Raw genomic sequence first — 14,860 nt, forward strand, 5'->3', positions numbered from 1 at the left:
TCGTTTCAGTGGCGTCAGGCTGCGGCTCTGTGTGTGAGTGAGGTTGTGATCAGGATGAGTGCGGACGTGTCCGGTACAGCAGGTGTGACCTTCGGGCCGGAGGATGTGACGGCTCTGCGGAATTCCGTGGCGGGCCCGGTGCTGGAGCCGGGATCGGAGGGGTACGAGGCGGAGTGCGCCACGTACAACCTGACCTGCGGCCTCCGGCCGGCGATCGTGGTCGGGGCGAGCAGCGAGCCCGATGTCCGCTCGGCGGTCCGGTTCGGCGCGCGCCACGGGCTGCCGGTCGCGGTGAAGTCCGCGGCCCATCAGATGGTCGCCTCGGCCGAGGGCGGGCTGCTGATCACGACCCAGCGGATGCAGAGCATCGTCGTCGACGCGCAGGAGAGCACTGTACGGGTCGAGGCAGGTGTGCGCTGGCGCGATGTGCTGCCTCGTACGGCGGAGTTCGGCCTGGCCCCGATCGTGGGCTCGGCGCCGGACGTCGGCGTCGTCGGATACACGCTGGGCGGAGGCCAGAGCCCGCTGCTGGGACGCTCGCTCGGCTATGCCGCCGACCACGTGCGGTGGCTGAATCTGGTCACGGCGGACGGAGAATCGCGCCGTGTGACACCGCGGAGCGAACCGGACCTGTTCTGGGCGCTGCTGGGCGGCAAGGGCAACTTCGGTGTGGTGACCGAGATCGAGTTCGAGGTGTTCCCGGTTTCGCGCTTCTACGGCGGCGGCATCTACTTCGCGGGCGAGCACTTGGCCGAGGTGCTTCAGGCCTGGCGTGCCTGGCTGCCGACGGTGGGGGAGGAGACGACCTCGTCCATAGGCGTCCAGCGCCTGCCCGACATCCCGGCGCTGCCCGAGCCGCTGCGCGGTGCCTTCGTGGTTCATCTGCGGATCGGCCACCTGGGGTCGGCGGCCGACGGGGACGAACTGGTCGCTCCGCTGCGGGCGGCCGCTCCGGTGCTGATCGATCTGGTGGGGGAGAAGCCCTTCACCTCGATCGGGGAGATCCACATGGACCCGGTGGATCCGATGCCGTACTTCGATCGCAGTGTCTGCCTGGAGGAGTTCTCCGAGAAGACGGCGCAGGCGTTGGTGGAGCTGACCGGCGCGGAGTCGGGGTGCACTCTGGCGAACGTGGAGATCCGGGCGCTCGGCGGCGCCTTCGACCGCACACCGGCGTTCCCCAACTCGGTGCCCAGCCGCGGTCTTCCGTATGTCGTCTTCGGGTTCGCGGTGGGCGCTGCGGACCAGGCGGACACGCTCCGGGCCGACCTGGCGCGGGTCGTGGACGGGCTGGCGCCCTGGGCGGCGGAGCGGAACATGGTCAACTTCCTTTCGCCGGACGAGGCGACCGACACCGAGGGAGTACGCGCGGTGTACGGGGCGGAGCGGTTCGACCGGCTCGTCTCGGTCAAGAAGCGCTACGACCCGGCCAACGTCTTCCGGTTCAACCACAACATCACGCCCGCCTGATTCCGGGCCCGGAAGTGAACCGGTGGCCGCCCCGGATACGTGTGGATAGCGGCAGGTTCCCGCCGTCGATCGGCGGCGGGGCCGCGGCGGCCGTTTCGGCCCGGCGCGCATCCGGGCGGTCGTCCCCCGGGCTCCCGCTTCGACCCGCTGTGGGGGCGGGGCCGAGCGGGAGCCCGGGGCTGTCCGGAACCAGGCGTGGATATGACGTGAACGGCGGTGTCGGAACACCTCGAACGGTGGGGATCGTCGTACCGAGCGCAGGACATTTCACACACACGAAAGAGTGAGGGGTTGCCGTGACGGACCTGACGGCCGCGGTCGAATCCGTGGCACAGCTGTCCACGGTCTGGCGGGCCATGGTGCTCGACCGGGACGAGGAGGCGGACGTACGGGATCTGCCGGGTGTCGCCGTCCGCTGGGCCGACTGCCGCTTCGCGTTCTGGAACGCGATCACCCTGACCGAGGTCGGGGCCGACGCGGTGCTCCTGGAGAAGCGTCTGGAGCAGGCGGCGGACATCATGCGGTCCAAGGAACACCCGGGCTTCCTGTGGTTGTTCGAGGACCTGCTCGCGGACGAGGCGCGCACGGCACTGGAGGAGGCGACGGAACGCGCGGGTCTGGCCTACGCCTTCCCCGGCACCGGCATGGCCGGCGACCTGCTGCCCATCCCCGAACCTCACCATCCGGAGCTGACGTTCCAGCGGGTGACCACCGACGAACACCTGCGGGCCTACGCGGACCTCAACTCCCGTGCCTACGGCTTCCCCCTCGAGGACGGCCGCGACGGTCTGGTGGGCTCCGCGCTGTGGAAGGGGGAGGTGTACGCCTACCTGGCGCTGCGGGACGGGGTCCCGGTCGCCTGCGCCGCCACGGTCGAGGCACAGGGCCGGCTCTTCGTCGTGCTCGTCGCCACCGACCCCGAACAGCAGCGCCGGGGCTACGGCGAGGCGGTGACGCGCAAGGCACTGTACGAGGGCGCCCGCGCCACCGGACTGACCCGGGCCACCCTGCACGCGACCGTCGCCGGGGCACCCGTGTACCCGCGCATCGGCTTCGAGCCGAACTCCCCGATGCACTTCTACGCACTCAAGGGCTGAGGACCATGACTGCCCTTCGCGGTTCGGACGTATGCCCCGGATCCACCGTCAAGTGACTGATGCGCATGGTTTGTCCGGAGATGCAGGCTGAGGGCAGCCGACACCTCCGGCAAGCCCGTCGGCACCCGGGACACACACGAAATGCCGACACGGAGAAGAGGATCTGCCGTGACACCGGTCGAGCAGCAGCGTTCGTTGAAGAGCAGCAACCCGATACTTGCCCGGCCGCAGTTCAGGCGGCGCGGCGGACAGAAGACGGCGGCCAGGGATCCCCGAGCAGGGATCCCCGAGCGGGGATCGCCGTCACGCAGAGCCGGATCGGGACGGGCAAAGACCTGGACCAGGCCTACGCGGACGATCCCACTCCGCTGTCCTTCTCCGTCGGTGACCTGATGACGATGGACGACGTTCTGTCCCGAGCGCTGGCGGGGCTCGCGGTGACGACCCTGGCGGCCGCGCTGTCGTGGACGCTGCTGCCGCACGCTCCCTTCGGTGCGGTCGCGTCCTACGGCATCGCCGCCGGCGCGGGACTGGTCGCCGCGGCGCTGGTGGTGATCCAGTGCCGCAGGAAACCGCCGTCCGCGACCCTGGCGCTGACGTTCGCCGCCTTCCAGGGTGTGTTTCTCGGCGTGCTGTCGGCCACGGTCTCCAGCCACCTTTCACCGGGTGTCTTCGTCCAGACCGTACTGGGGACGATGGCGACCTCCGCCGGAGTCCTCCTCGCCTACAAACTGCACTGGATGCGAGTGAACCGCCGCCTTTACGGCTTCGTCGGCGCCGCGCTGCTCGGACTGTGCTTCCTCGCCCTGGCGGACTGGATCCTGTTCCCCTTCACGGGCCCGGACACCCTGGGTCTGCACCCCGCAGGCCTCGGAGTCTTCGTGGGCATCGTGGGCGTCGTCCTCGCAGCGTCCTTCCTGCCCCTGCACTTCAGGAAGATCGAGGACGGCATCACGTACGGCGTGCCCCGCGACCGGTCCTGGCTCGCCGCGTTCGGGCTCACCCTGAGCCTGTCGTGGCTGTACGTGGAGACCGTGCGGCTGCTCACCCTCTTCCCCGGCGAGGAACTCTACTGACCGGGCGTCACCTCCCATGTGTCGCCCGACGGGCACAGCCCCCGCATGAGCACGTCGAACAGGCGCCCCGATCTGGCGCACGCCTCGTCGTCCGCGCCGACCCGCCACAGGGGGCCGAGCAACAGGAGCATGTCGTCGGCCGTCGTCCCGGGCACGATGGTCCCGGCCGCCTTGTTGGCGTCCAACAGTGCCGCGAGGGCGTCGAGCAGCGGCCGGTACGCCTGCCGGCACTCCTTGGTCAGCATGCCGGTGGCCCCGCTCATGGCGTCCGCGAACTCCGGTGTGCGCGTGCCGACACTCAGCAGGCGCTCCAGCCACGCGCGCAGCGCGAGCGGCGGGCGCAGGGTGCTCAGCAGGGCGGGCACGGCGGTCACCAGCTCGTCCACCTCCTCCCCGTACACCTCGAGCACCAGGGACTCCCGGGTGGGGAAGTGGCGATAGAGGGTTCCCTGGCCCACGCCCGCTCTGCGCGCGATGGACTTCAGCGTGGTGTCGCCGGGGGCGGCGAGCACCTCTGCCGCCGCTTCGAGGATGCGCAGCCGGTTGAACTGTGCGTCCGATCTCATCGATGCTCCGGTCTCTCTCCGGTGGTGATGCCATGAGGCGCCGTCCTGCCGCTCCGGGCAGGGGCTGATGTGTCACACATGTTGCCGTCTCCGCAGGGAGCGGTTGTGACACACGTATTCTGAGTGAAACCTACACCGACATGTGGTCCGGCGGGGTGTGGTAGACACACATGACCCGCGCTGAGCAGAAGGCCATCCATTCCCATGCCCCATGAGCACCTCACCTCACTGACCGACGCCCTCGCCAAGGACCTCGACCAGGGCCTCTGGGCCCCGGGACCGCTGGAGCGGACCCTCGCGGCTCGCCTTCTCGTGGCCTGTGCCGGAGACGGACAGTTCACCCCGGCCCGCCTGTACGAGACCCTGTGGGAGGGCAGCGTCGCCCTGATATACGCCGGTGACGGCCGCCTCGCCCGCCTTCTCGCCCACCTGCACGAGGTGACCACGCACCCCGCACCGGACGCCGACTCCGTGCTGTCCGACGCCTCACGACTGCTGGAGCGGGTGGCACAGGACGCAGCGCCGGTCACGTACCCCGCAGTCAGATGACGGATGTGTCCCGCCCCGACCCCCGGGAGACTTCATGCCACGAAGCTCGCACACCGGGCACGAGGGGAGAGACCATGACGAGGTACGACAGGTGTGGCCGACCGCGCTGTGACCACTCGTCGGCCGTGCCGGCCAAGGGCGGCAGCGCGGGGCGGCCCGTTCTCACCCTGATACGGGGCTCCGACGTCGACGGGGTGCCCGTCGAGCTGTCCACGCTGACGCGGACGCCCATGCCGACGGACGTCCGGGGCGCGATCGTGACGCCGGTGCAGGGCACGCTCATGGCCACCTGGATGCCACTGCGCGGGCCGTCCCGCATCCCGCAGGGCCGCGTCCTGCTGACCTGGACGCCCGCGGACGAGGGCCGGACGGACGTCACGGCCCGTCTGGGCCTCGCGGGCGCCCAAGTCCTGCTGGCGGTCTGGCCGGGCCTGCGCGGCGACTGGTCCGGTGTCGTCCGTCCCACCGTCGCCGAGGTGACGGAACTGCACGCCGCGCTCCGCCTCGCCACCGTGGTCCTGGACCGACTGACCGACTGACGGCGGTGAGGGCTAGGCCTCCTCGTCGACCCAGCTCATCAGCTTGCGCAGCTGCTTGCCGGTGGTCTCCAGGAGGTGCTCGGAGTCCTGCTTCTTGTACTCGTTGTACTTCTTCAGACCGCCGTGGTACTCGGCCATCCACTCACGCGCGAAGGTGCCGTCCTGGATCTCGGCGAGGACCTTCTTCATCTCGGCCTTGGTCGCGTCCGTGATGATGCGGGGACCGGTGACGTAGTCGCCCCACTCGGCGGTCTCCGAGACCGACCAGCGCATCTTCTCCAGGCCGCCCTCGTACATGAGGTCGACGATCAGCTTCAGCTCGTGCAGGCACTCGAAGTACGCGATCTCGGGCTGGTAGCCCGCCTCGGTCAGCGTCTCGAAACCGGCCTTCACCAGCGCGGTCGTACCGCCGCACAGCACGGCCTGCTCACCGAACAGGTCGGTCTCGGTCTCCTCGGTGAACGTCGTCTCGATGACCCCGGCGCGAGTGCCGCCGATGCCCTTCGCATACGACAGCGCCAACGCGAGGGCGCCCCCGGTGGGGTTCTGCTCGACGGCGACGAGACAGGGAACGCCGCGGCCCTCCTCGTACTGACGGCGCACCAGGTGGCCCGGACCCTTCGGGGCGACCATGCACACATCCACGCCGGCCGGTGCCTTGACGAAGCCGAAGCGGACGTTGAACCCGTGGCCGAAGAACAGCGCGTCACCGTCCCTCAGGTTCGGGGCGATGTGCTTCTCGTAGACCTCGCCCTGGACCGGGTCCGGCACCAGGATCATGATGACGTCGGCCTCGGCGGCGGCCTCGGCCACCGTCACCACGCGCAGGCCCTGCTCCTCGGCCTTGGCCTTGGACTTCGAGCCCTCGTGCAGACCCACGCGGACGTCGACACCCGAGTCACGCAGCGACAGCGCGTGGGCGTGGCCCTGGCTGCCGTAACCGATGACCGCGACCTTGCGGCCCTGGATGATCGACAGGTCGGCGTCGGCGTCGTAGAACAACTTGGCCATGGGGAGGTTCTCCTTGTGTGAGATGGGGGCACTGGTCAGGCCGCCGAGTAGTCGGCGACCAGCCGGTCCAGAAACACTTCGAGCCGTTCGTTCATCGCGCGGTGGTCGTTGCGCCGCAACACCTCCGGCCGCTGGACGAAGGAGCGGCCCTCGAGCGCGGTGAGTTCCTTCTCCGCCGACTCGATGAGCCCTTCGACGATGTCCCGGTCGAACTCCAGGTGGCACTGGAACCCGTACAGGAACCTGCCGTACGCCACGATCTGCCGGGGGCACCCCTCGCTGGTGGCCAGCACCCTCGCGTCGGCCGTGAGTCCGGGCATGTCGTGGTGCCAGTGCCCGGAGTCGAAGCTCGCGTCGAAGCCTTCGAACAGCGGGTGCCGGCGGCCGGCCTCGGTGAGCGTGACGGGGAAGGAGCCGACTTCCGGCTCCGGGCTGCGCAGACAGGGGGCCCCGAGCGCCTCGCCGAGCAGCTGTGCTCCGAGGCAGACGCCGACGACGGCCTTGCCCGCCGCCGCGCAGGAGGCGATCAGTGACAACTCCGCCACCGCGTCGAAGTGTGGGCACTCGGCGGTGGTCGTGGCCGGGGACTGGGGGCCGCCCATCACGATGAGCAGGTCGATGTCGTCGGCTGCCGGCGGAAGACTCTCACCGGCGTGGAGCCGGGAGGAGGTGACGGTGTGCTGCCGGTCCAGTGCCCACCGGGCGTAGGCCCCGGGAGCCTCGAACGCTTCGTGGACGACGAAATGCACGCGCATGGCTTGTCGGATTCCTGTGGAGGTCAACGTATGCGGGGATGGCGGGGAACCGGAACGGTCTGCCGGAGCCGTGGCCGCGACGCCGTCGGCCATCTGACGTCGGCGGGGGAGACCCCGGGGTGGGGCCGATGGACGACGTCACGGAGGAATCCGGTGAGGATCTCCAGCGTCCGCCCCGGCTCTTCGACGGCCGCCGCGTGGCCGCCCTTGACGGCGGCCAGCCGTGCGCCGGGTACGCCGTGGGCGAGTTCCGCCGAGTGCTCCGGGGCCACGAACTGGTCTCCTGCGGCCGCGACGACCAGGGTGGGGGCGGCGACTGCGAGGAGGTCGCCGCCGAACGTCCGGCCGCGCCGAGCGAGGTCCCGGCGATCACGAAGTCGCTCAGCCCGGCCCGGTGGGCGGTGGCCACCACCTGGTCGGCCACGGCACCTGCCTCCAGCGGGCCGGCGGGCAGCGGACTGCGACCCGATCCGGGGAGGTCGGCCAGCACGACGGTGTACTCGGCCGCGAGATCGGCGAGCAGCGTCTCCCAGGTATCGGCCGCGGAGCCCCCGATACCGGGCAGGAGGACCAGAGCGGGTCCGCTGCCCAGGATGTCGTACGCGAGCATGTGCCACCTCTCCTCACACTTCCCTAAGAGCACGAGAGGGGACGGCGTGCGGGTTCACACGCCCGGGCTGCTAGGGAGTTCTGTCCCTCGCCGGGGCCTCGGCCGGCTCCGCGGTCCAGGAGGTGAGGATGCGCAGGGCGTCGTGGGAGGGGGTGTCGGTCTGGGCGGTGAGGATCATGAGGCGTTGTCCGGAGTCGTCGGCGCCGGCCCAGGTGTCGCAGTCGAGGGTGAGGTCGCCGACCAAGGGGTGGCGGTAGTGCTTGGTGCCGTAGGTGGCGCTGTTGACGCGGTGTTCGGCCCACCAGGTGCGGAAGTCGGTGTCCTGGATGGTCAGTTCGCCGACGAGACGGGCGAGGTCCGGGTCGTCGGGGTCCGCCGCGGCCTCCATGCGCACAGCGGCGACCGCGTCCCGGGCGTCATGGGCCCAGTCCTGGTGCATCGCCCGGATCGCGGGGTCGGTGAACACCAGGCGCAGGTAGTTGCGCCGGTCGGCCGGGATGGCGGCGAAGTCGGTGTACAGCGCGACGGCGGCGGGGTTCCAGGCCAGGATGTCCAGGCGTTTGCCGAGGACGAGGGCGGGGGTGTAGGTGAGCTGGTCGAGGAGGCGGCGCATGGCCGGCCGCAGGCGTTGGGCGGGTCGGCGGTGGCGAGGTTGGTCGTCGGTTCGGCCGGCGAGTTCGTACAGGTATTTCTGCTGGTCGTCGTCGAGGCGCAGGGCTCGGGCCAGGATGGCCAGGACGGGGGCGGAGGCGCGGACGCGGCCCTGTTCGAGGCGGGTGTAGTAGTCCACGCTGATCTCGGCGAGCTGGGCGGCCTCCTCACGGCGCAGCCCCTTGACCCGGCGCGCGGAGTCGTTTCCCGGCAGGCCGCACTCCCGAGGATCCAGCTGCGCCCGACGGGCCCTGAGAAAGGCACCGAGAGCACGAGGGCCGGAATGTGAGGTCATGGCGTCCATTCTCCTGCGGACCGCACACGTGTGAGGTGTGCCGGCGATGTCCGTGGCGTCGCCCGAGGGCGGCGGGACCTGGAGTCCCGTCGCCCTTCGAGGGGTGTCAGCGGACGGTGGCGCGGGCGGCCCGCTCGATCACGTCGGCCACCAGGTGGGGGTGGGAGACGGCAACTGAGTGGGAGGCGGCGACCTCGGTGGTGTGCGCGTGGGCGCGCTTGGCCATGAAGCGCTGGACGGCCGGGGGGATGTTGAGGTCCTGGGTGGTGATGATGTCCCAGCTGGGCTTGGCCTTCCAGGCCGCGGTGGTGGCCTTCTCCTCCAGGGCGGCCTGGGCGATGGGACGCTGTTCGGCGGCCATCAGGGCGGCCTGCCCGGCGGGCACATCGGCTGCGAACTGGTGGTGGAACTTGTCCTGCTGGATGTACAGGTCGGTGGCGGTGGAGCCGTCGGCCTGCTTGTAGGTGACCGGGTCGAGGGTGCCGGGGAGGGTGGAGCCCGGGTACTTGTTGGTGAGCTCCAGGGCGCTCTCGCCGGGGGCGGGCAGGAAGGCGGCGACGTAGACCAGGGCCTTGACCTCGGGGTCGTTGGTGGCGGCCTGGCTGATGACGTTGCCGCCGTAGGAGTGGCCGACGAGGATCTTCGGGCCCTTGACGTGGTCGAGGACCGTGCGCAGTGCGGCGGCGTCGGAGGCCGGGCCGCGCAGCGGGTTGGCGGCGGCGACGACCGGGTAGCCGTCGGCACGCAGGTCCGTGATGACGCCGTTCCAGCTGGAGCCGTCGGCGAAGGCGCCGTGCTCCAGGACGATGGTCGGCTTGGTGTGTCGCCCGGCATTGGCGGCCTCGGCGGTCTCGGTCGCGCCGTTGGCGGTGCCGCTGAGGGCGAACGCGCCGAACGCGAGACCCGCCGTGACCGTCGCGACCGCACCCGTCACCAGCTGCTTGCGTCCACCCTTGATACTCACCACGACTAACCCCTCTCAGGAATGTTTCTCGGTACGTGGGGCGGGCCGGCACTGCCGGTTTGTCGTCACCGCCCTGACTGGTGATGAATTTGTCATGCGATACGTCACCTGTCAAGGTGGTGACGAAAGGTTTGGGTTCCCGGCGTGCGAGCCTGGACCCGACGCGGACAGAAAGGGGGACGACGCCCTTCCCGGCCGCGCGCCGCAGACCGCATCGGCGCCGGACCCGTCGGCCTACTTCGCCCACGGATCCCGCAGGATGATGTCCGCCAGCGCCGCAGCGCAGCCGGCGAGCATCCGCTCACCCTTCTCCGGGCTCGCCACCCGGGCGTCGCCCGCGACCCCGGACTCGGTGATCCGGTCGAATGGCACGGCCATGTACACCGGCTCGGTGGACTCCGCGGGCAGCGTGATCCGCGGCCCGTGCGCCTCGACCAGGTGCTCGGCACGGATCAGTTCGGGGAAGGCGGCCATCATCATGGACGTCTCGCCCTCACACGCGTGCATGAGGCCGTCCTGGGTTTCCAGGGTGTCCCGCACCACGTCCCGTCCGATGCCGAAGTAGCTGGCGACCGCGATCGGCGTCGACAGTTCCGCGGTCAGTTCGGTCGTGAGGGCGTTGAGGGCGGTCATGTTCCCGCCGTGCCCGTTGACTATCAGGATGCGTGAGAAACCCGCCCGGATCACGGAGCGGCTGATGTCACGCAGCAGCGCGTGCAGGGTGGGCAGGCTGAGCGTGAGGGTGCCGCCGAAGGCCATGTGGTGCTCCGACAGGCCCGTCGGCACGGAAGGCGTCACCACCACGCCGGTGTGCTCGGCGGCCAGCACCGCCGCCCGGTGGCACACCTCCGCGGCCAGGAAGTCATCGACGCCGGTGGGCAGATGAGGCCCGTGCTGCTCGGTGGCCCCGATGGGCAGCAGCACCACCGCGTCCCGCGCCGCGAGGGCACGTAGCTCGGCGGCGGTCAGCCGGTTCCACTGGACTTCGCTCATCAGGAACTCCTCCTGGGCGTGACCGACGCGGTGTGCGGGGCGCCGGGGCGGTGGCGGGTGCGGATCTTGGAAGCGGCGGCGCTTGGATGTGGCCGGCGCTCAGAGGCGGCCGGGACTCAGAGGTGATCGGCGTCGACCACGGCCTGGGCGAAGACGGTGGGCGCCTCCTGCGGCAGGTTGTGACCGATGTTCGCGATCGTGCGGTGCAGGTAGGGGCCGGTGAAGAAGCGGCGGTACGTGGAGCCGTCACCCGGTGCGGTGAAGGGGTCCAGAGCCGGGTCGAGAGTGACGGTGGGGACGCCGATGGAGGGCTGGACGGACAGCTTCTTCTCGTACCGGTCGTAGCGTCGGTCGCCGTCGATCAGGCCGATGCGCCAGCGGTAGTTGTAGAGGACGATGGCGGCGTAGTCGGGGTTCTTGAAGGCCTCGGCGGTGCGCGCGAAGGTGGCGTCGTCGAAGTTCCAGTTGGGGGAGACGAGGGTCCACACATAGCGGCACAGCGCGATGCGCTGGGCCTCGTTCTCCATGGTCTTCTTGCCGCGGTCGGTGGCGAAGTACCACTGGTACCACCAGTTGTGCTCGACGGCCGGAGCGGCGGGCTCCAGCTGCATCTTGCGGTCGGTGATGACGTAACCGCTGGTGGACAGAAGGGCCTTGACGCGATCGGGCCACAGGGCGGCGATGATGTCGGCGGTCCGCGAGCCCCAGTCGAAGCCGGCGAGGACGGCCTTGTCGATCTTCAGAGCGTCCATGAACGCGATGATGTCCAGCGCGATGGCGGACTGCTCGGCGTTTCGCGGGGTGTGGCGGGACAGGAAGCGGGTGCTGCCGTGGCCGCGCAGATAGGGGACGAGGACGCGATAGCCCAGGTCGGCGAGGAGCGGGGCGACGTCGACGTAGCTGTGGATGTCGTAGGGCCAGCCGTGCAGGAGAACGACGACCGGGCCGTGGGCCGGGCCGGCCTCGGCGTAACCGATGTCCAGGACACCCGCCTTGACGTGCTTGAGCGTGCCGAACCCGGTGTGGGTGCCGGGGGTGATGGTGGGCACCGTGGGAGCGGAAGCGCCGCTCGGTGTGTTTGAGGCCGTCGCGGCGGATGCGTTGGTCTGCAGGCCGGACAGCGAGACCGCGGCCGCGCCGGTGCCCAGGCCGACGGCCTTGCTGAAGGTACGCCTGTTGATCATGTGAAGCCCTCCGTCGTGCGTATTCGGTGACAGGCCCGAGCCCTGGAAACCCTGGCATGCCATTCGTCACCTGTCAAACAGGTGACGAATGGCGGTTTCGGTGAAGAGCGGGGCCGGCGGCACATACTCTTGTCCGCAACGAAACCGGACACATCAGTCATGTGACGGTCAGATACGGAGGGCGACACCGGGTGCGCGGCATGTCCCGTGTGTCAGTCATTCGACTGAGAGAGCGCCTCGCGACCGCGCGCGCTCACACCCCCTGCTCGCCCTCCAACCTCTCCAGTGCGTCGCGGAGGGCGGCGCGTGAGGTGATGCCGAGCTTGGGGAAGACGCGGTAGAGGTGTGAGCTGACGGTGCGGGGGGACAGGTGCATGCGTTCCCCGATCTCTCTGTTGGTCAGGCCACTTGCGGCGAGATCGGCGATCCGGCGTTCCTGCCAGGTCAGTTCGGCGAGCTGCGCGGCCGTGGTGCGCGTGGCCAGGCCCGTTGCCCTCAGTTCGGCCCGGGCGCGCTCGGTCCAGGTGGACGCGCCCAGCCGCTCGAACGCCTCCACGGCCTGGATGAGGAACTGCCGTGCGGCCTTGGGGCCTTGGGTGTGTCGTTGGCGGATGCCGTGGGCGAGGCGGATGCGGGCGAGCTCGTAGGGGAAGTGGGCGGCGGCGGGATGTGTTTCGGCGCGCTGGTACATCTGGTCGGCTTCGGCCGGGTCGGTGGTGGTCATGGCGAGGGCGCCGTAGGTGATGAGGGCAAGGCGGGGGGAGGCGTGGGGGAGGTTTGCCTGCTGGGCGGCGAGGGCGTGGGTGCGGGCTTGTTCGGTGCGGCCGGTGTGGAGGGCTGCTTCGACGAGGTCGAGGAGGGTGCGGGGGGCTTGGTGGGCGTAGGGGGTAAAGGTGCCGGGGGGTGTGATGCCGATGGCGTGGAGGTAGGCGGCTTCGTAGTCGCCTTCGGTGAGGGCGGCGGTGGTGCCGATGGCTTCGGTGATCTGGGTGAGGAAGCCGACACCGCGGGGCCGGGCCCAGGCATCGACCGTGGCCTGCAGTTCTCGCGCCCGGACCATCTGACCCCGCAGCGCCGCCACCAGACCCAGATACGCCCGGGTGTGATGAGCGAGCAACAGGTATCCGTGCGTTGTCGTCAGCTCGAGACAGCTCGACCCGGTGTGTTCGGCCTCGTCCCACTCGCCGACCGCCATCTGGTCCAGCATGATCAGGTGCAGCGCGGTCATGCTGTTGCGCGCGAAGCCCGTCTCGGCCTCGTGGTCCACGGTGCGCTGCAGATGTGACCGGTACTGGCTGAGGGTGTCCACGTGGTAGGCGGCGACGGACAGCCGGGTGATGTCCCAGGGTTCCATGTCCGCGAGGTCGGCGAACTCACGCTCCACCCGCTCCCCCACGCCGGCACCGTGCCGGACCACGTCGCCCCACGCGTCGCGGTAGATCAGAGACCGCGACGGAGCCAGATCGCCCAGTGAGCCGAGCAACGCGTGGGTCTCCTCCCACTGGGCCCGGTCACCGGCGTACTGGTCGATCGCCAGCAGCAGGTTCACGAGCCGTGTGAGCACCTCGGACGGCTTGTGCGGTTCGTGGTCGCGCAGGTTCTCGATGGCCGCCGTCACCTGGCGGTGCGAGTGCCGCACGTCTCCGTCCTCGAACAGCGTCATATAGGCCGATGTGACGACGGAGGCCGGCGACTCGTCCGTGCCCGGTGCCCGGTCGGACCGGATGAGCTGCTGCGCCTGGTCGAAGAGCCCCGCGTGTCCGGCGACGAAGGCCGCGTCGCCGAGCCTGCGGGACCGTTCCTCGCGGCTCTCGCTGAGTTCCGCGGCGCGGGTCAGCCAGGCGACGGCGGCCACCGCGCCGCCGCGCCGGGTCGCGGAGTCCGCGGCTGCCTCCAGTGCGGCCGCCACCTGTTCGTCGGGGTCGACCGTCGAGGCCGCCAGGTGTGTGGCCCGCCGTTCGATGTCGTCGCGGTGCACCTGGGCGAGGGTCGCGTGCGCCGTGCGCCGCTGATTGGGTGTGGCCGTCTGCACCACGGTGGAACGCACCAGCGGGTGTCGGAAGACGAAGTCGCCGCTGAGCGGGTCGACGTCCAGCAGACCGGCCGCTACGGCCTCGTCGGCGTCGCGCATGCGGTAGCGCCCCAGACCGGGTGCGGGCGTCGTTCCGGATGTCGCTCCGACACCGTCGAGGGCACCGCGCAGCAGCTCCTCACGGACGTCGTCGCTGAGCTCTTTGACACGTGTGCCGTATACGTGTTGGAGGCGCCGGGGCAGCGGCAATGAGGCATCGTGCAGTCCGAGAAGCCCGGCGGTCGCGAGTTCCGCGTGACCGACGTGGATGTGGGCGGGCAGTTCGAGCAGGGCCAGCGGGTTTCCTCCGGCCTGGTCCAGCACCAGACGCCGGACAGAGGTGTCCAGATCCGGGTGGCGCAGGTCCAGAAGCTGCCGCGCGGCCGTGTCCGACAAGACCCTGACCGGCAGTTCCGGCAGGGCGGCGGTGTCGAAGCCCGATGCGATGTCCGAGCGCAGCCCGACCACGAGCTTCACCGGGTTGCCGGTGAGTCGGCGCCCCACGAACCCGATCACCGCGATGCTGGAGGCGTCCAGCCACTGGCCGTCGTCCAGAACCAGCAGCAGTGGCTTCGCCGAGGAGGCCAGGGACAACAGGTCGAGGACGGCGATGCCGAGCGACATCACCGACGGCGGCTTCCCGCCGCTCCGCCCGAAGGCGGTGTCGAACACGGCGCGGTGCATCTGGTCCAGACCCTCGATGGAGGGCAGCAGGGAGTGGAGCAACTGGTGCAGGCCGGCGAACGGGAGCCCGGACTCCGCCTCGACCCCGGCGGCCCGGACCACCGTGTGGCCTGCCTGCGTCGCCACTTGGGCGACATGATCGAGCAAGGCGCTCTTGCCCACGCCCGTCTCCCCGTTGAGGACAAGCGCCTGTCCCTCGGCGGCCGCCACGAACGCGGCCAGCCGCCCTCGTTCGCCGTCCCTGCCGATCATCGTCCCGAGTGACTCCACGGCGCCCCACTCCCCTCACCACAGAACCAGCCACATGTGTGCACGCCCTGAGCCTATGTGTGCGGAGCCCTGCTT

14 protein-coding genes are annotated in these 14,860 nt (G+C 70.1%); 5 read left to right on the top strand and 9 right to left on the bottom strand.

Annotation, left to right across the window (positions count from 1 at the left end; translation table 11 throughout):
• The first annotated feature begins 66 nt into the window (after nucleotides 1-66).
• The 3 genes from OHU89_RS53905 (at nucleotide 67) to OHU89_RS53915 (ending at nucleotide 3,643) form a co-directional block, all read left to right on the top strand.
• Nucleotides 67-1,470 carry an FAD-binding oxidoreductase gene (locus OHU89_RS53905; RefSeq protein ID WP_331737653.1) on the top strand — a complete coding sequence of 468 codons (1,404 nt, stop codon included), beginning with the start codon at nucleotides 67-69 and terminating at the stop codon, nucleotides 1,468-1,470.
• A gap of 356 nt (nucleotides 1,471-1,826) precedes the next feature.
• The gene (locus OHU89_RS53910) at nucleotides 1,827-2,567 is read left to right on the top strand and encodes a GNAT family N-acetyltransferase (RefSeq protein ID WP_405655338.1); all 741 of its coding nucleotides are present in this window, start codon (nucleotides 1,827-1,829) and stop codon (nucleotides 2,565-2,567) included.
• 80 nt (nucleotides 2,568-2,647) lie between these two features.
• A complete protein-coding gene (locus OHU89_RS53915; protein ID WP_405655285.1) occupies nucleotides 2,648-3,643 on the top strand; it encodes a Bax inhibitor-1/YccA family protein in 996 nt (331 codons plus the stop codon).
• Here the strand turns inward: OHU89_RS53915 and OHU89_RS53920 are convergent.
• On the bottom strand, nucleotides 3,637-4,209 hold the full coding sequence (locus OHU89_RS53920; protein ID WP_331737658.1) for a helix-turn-helix domain-containing protein: 573 nt from the start codon (nucleotides 4,207-4,209) through the stop codon (nucleotides 3,637-3,639). The genes OHU89_RS53915 and OHU89_RS53920 overlap by 7 nt on opposite strands.
• 204 nt (nucleotides 4,210-4,413) lie before the next feature.
• On the opposite strand from OHU89_RS53920, the gene OHU89_RS53925 reads away from it, so the two are divergent.
• Together OHU89_RS53925 and OHU89_RS53930 are read left to right on the top strand one after the other, a co-directional pair.
• Nucleotides 4,414-4,758, top strand: coding sequence for a hypothetical protein (locus OHU89_RS53925; protein ID WP_331737660.1), 345 nt, complete (start codon nucleotides 4,414-4,416; stop codon nucleotides 4,756-4,758).
• A 74-nt stretch (nucleotides 4,759-4,832) separates the two neighbouring features.
• Nucleotides 4,833-5,297: a hypothetical protein gene (locus tag OHU89_RS53930; protein WP_331737662.1), complete on the top strand. Its 465-nt coding sequence runs from the start codon at nucleotides 4,833-4,835 to the stop codon at nucleotides 5,295-5,297.
• Between the two features lie 12 nt (nucleotides 5,298-5,309).
• On the opposite strand, the gene ilvC is transcribed toward OHU89_RS53930, so the two are convergent.
• From ilvC to OHU89_RS53970, 8 genes are all read right to left on the bottom strand, one after another.
• Entirely contained in the window at nucleotides 5,310-6,308 is a 999-nt protein-coding gene (ilvC, locus tag OHU89_RS53935) for a ketol-acid reductoisomerase (protein WP_331737665.1), read from the bottom strand.
• Nucleotides 6,309-6,343: 35 nt separating this feature from the next.
• Nucleotides 6,344-7,063, bottom strand: coding sequence for a glutamine amidotransferase-related protein (locus OHU89_RS53940; RefSeq protein WP_331737668.1), 720 nt, complete (start codon nucleotides 7,061-7,063; stop codon nucleotides 6,344-6,346).
• Entirely contained in the window at nucleotides 6,954-7,673 is a 720-nt protein-coding gene (locus OHU89_RS53945) for an alpha/beta fold hydrolase (RefSeq protein ID WP_405655289.1), read from the bottom strand. Before OHU89_RS53945 ends, OHU89_RS53940 begins: the two co-directional genes overlap by 110 nt.
• Before the next feature lie 70 nt (nucleotides 7,674-7,743).
• Complete coding sequence (locus OHU89_RS53950; protein WP_331737669.1) at nucleotides 7,744-8,619, bottom strand: helix-turn-helix domain-containing protein; 876 nt, start codon at nucleotides 8,617-8,619, stop codon at nucleotides 7,744-7,746.
• A gap of 106 nt (nucleotides 8,620-8,725) precedes the next feature.
• Nucleotides 8,726-9,586 carry an alpha/beta hydrolase gene (locus tag OHU89_RS53955; protein ID WP_331737671.1) on the bottom strand — a complete coding sequence of 287 codons (861 nt, stop codon included), beginning with the start codon at nucleotides 9,584-9,586 and terminating at the stop codon, nucleotides 8,726-8,728.
• 231 nt (nucleotides 9,587-9,817) lie between these two features.
• Nucleotides 9,818-10,576: a creatininase family protein gene (locus OHU89_RS53960; RefSeq protein WP_331737672.1), complete on the bottom strand. Its 759-nt coding sequence runs from the start codon at nucleotides 10,574-10,576 to the stop codon at nucleotides 9,818-9,820.
• A gap of 116 nt (nucleotides 10,577-10,692) precedes the next feature.
• On the bottom strand, nucleotides 10,693-11,760 hold the full coding sequence (locus OHU89_RS53965; RefSeq protein WP_331737673.1) for an alpha/beta hydrolase: 1,068 nt from the start codon (nucleotides 11,758-11,760) through the stop codon (nucleotides 10,693-10,695).
• 253 nt (nucleotides 11,761-12,013) lie between these two features.
• Nucleotides 12,014-14,767 (bottom strand): AAA family ATPase, encoded by a 2,754-nt coding sequence (locus OHU89_RS53970; protein WP_331737675.1) that lies wholly within the window; start codon nucleotides 14,765-14,767, stop codon nucleotides 12,014-12,016.
• Nucleotides 14,768-14,860 lie beyond the last annotated feature (93 nt).

Origin of the sequence: Streptomyces sp. NBC_00019, assembly GCF_045041015.1 — a bacterium.
GTDB lineage: Bacteria > Actinomycetota > Actinomycetes > Streptomycetales > Streptomycetaceae > Streptomyces.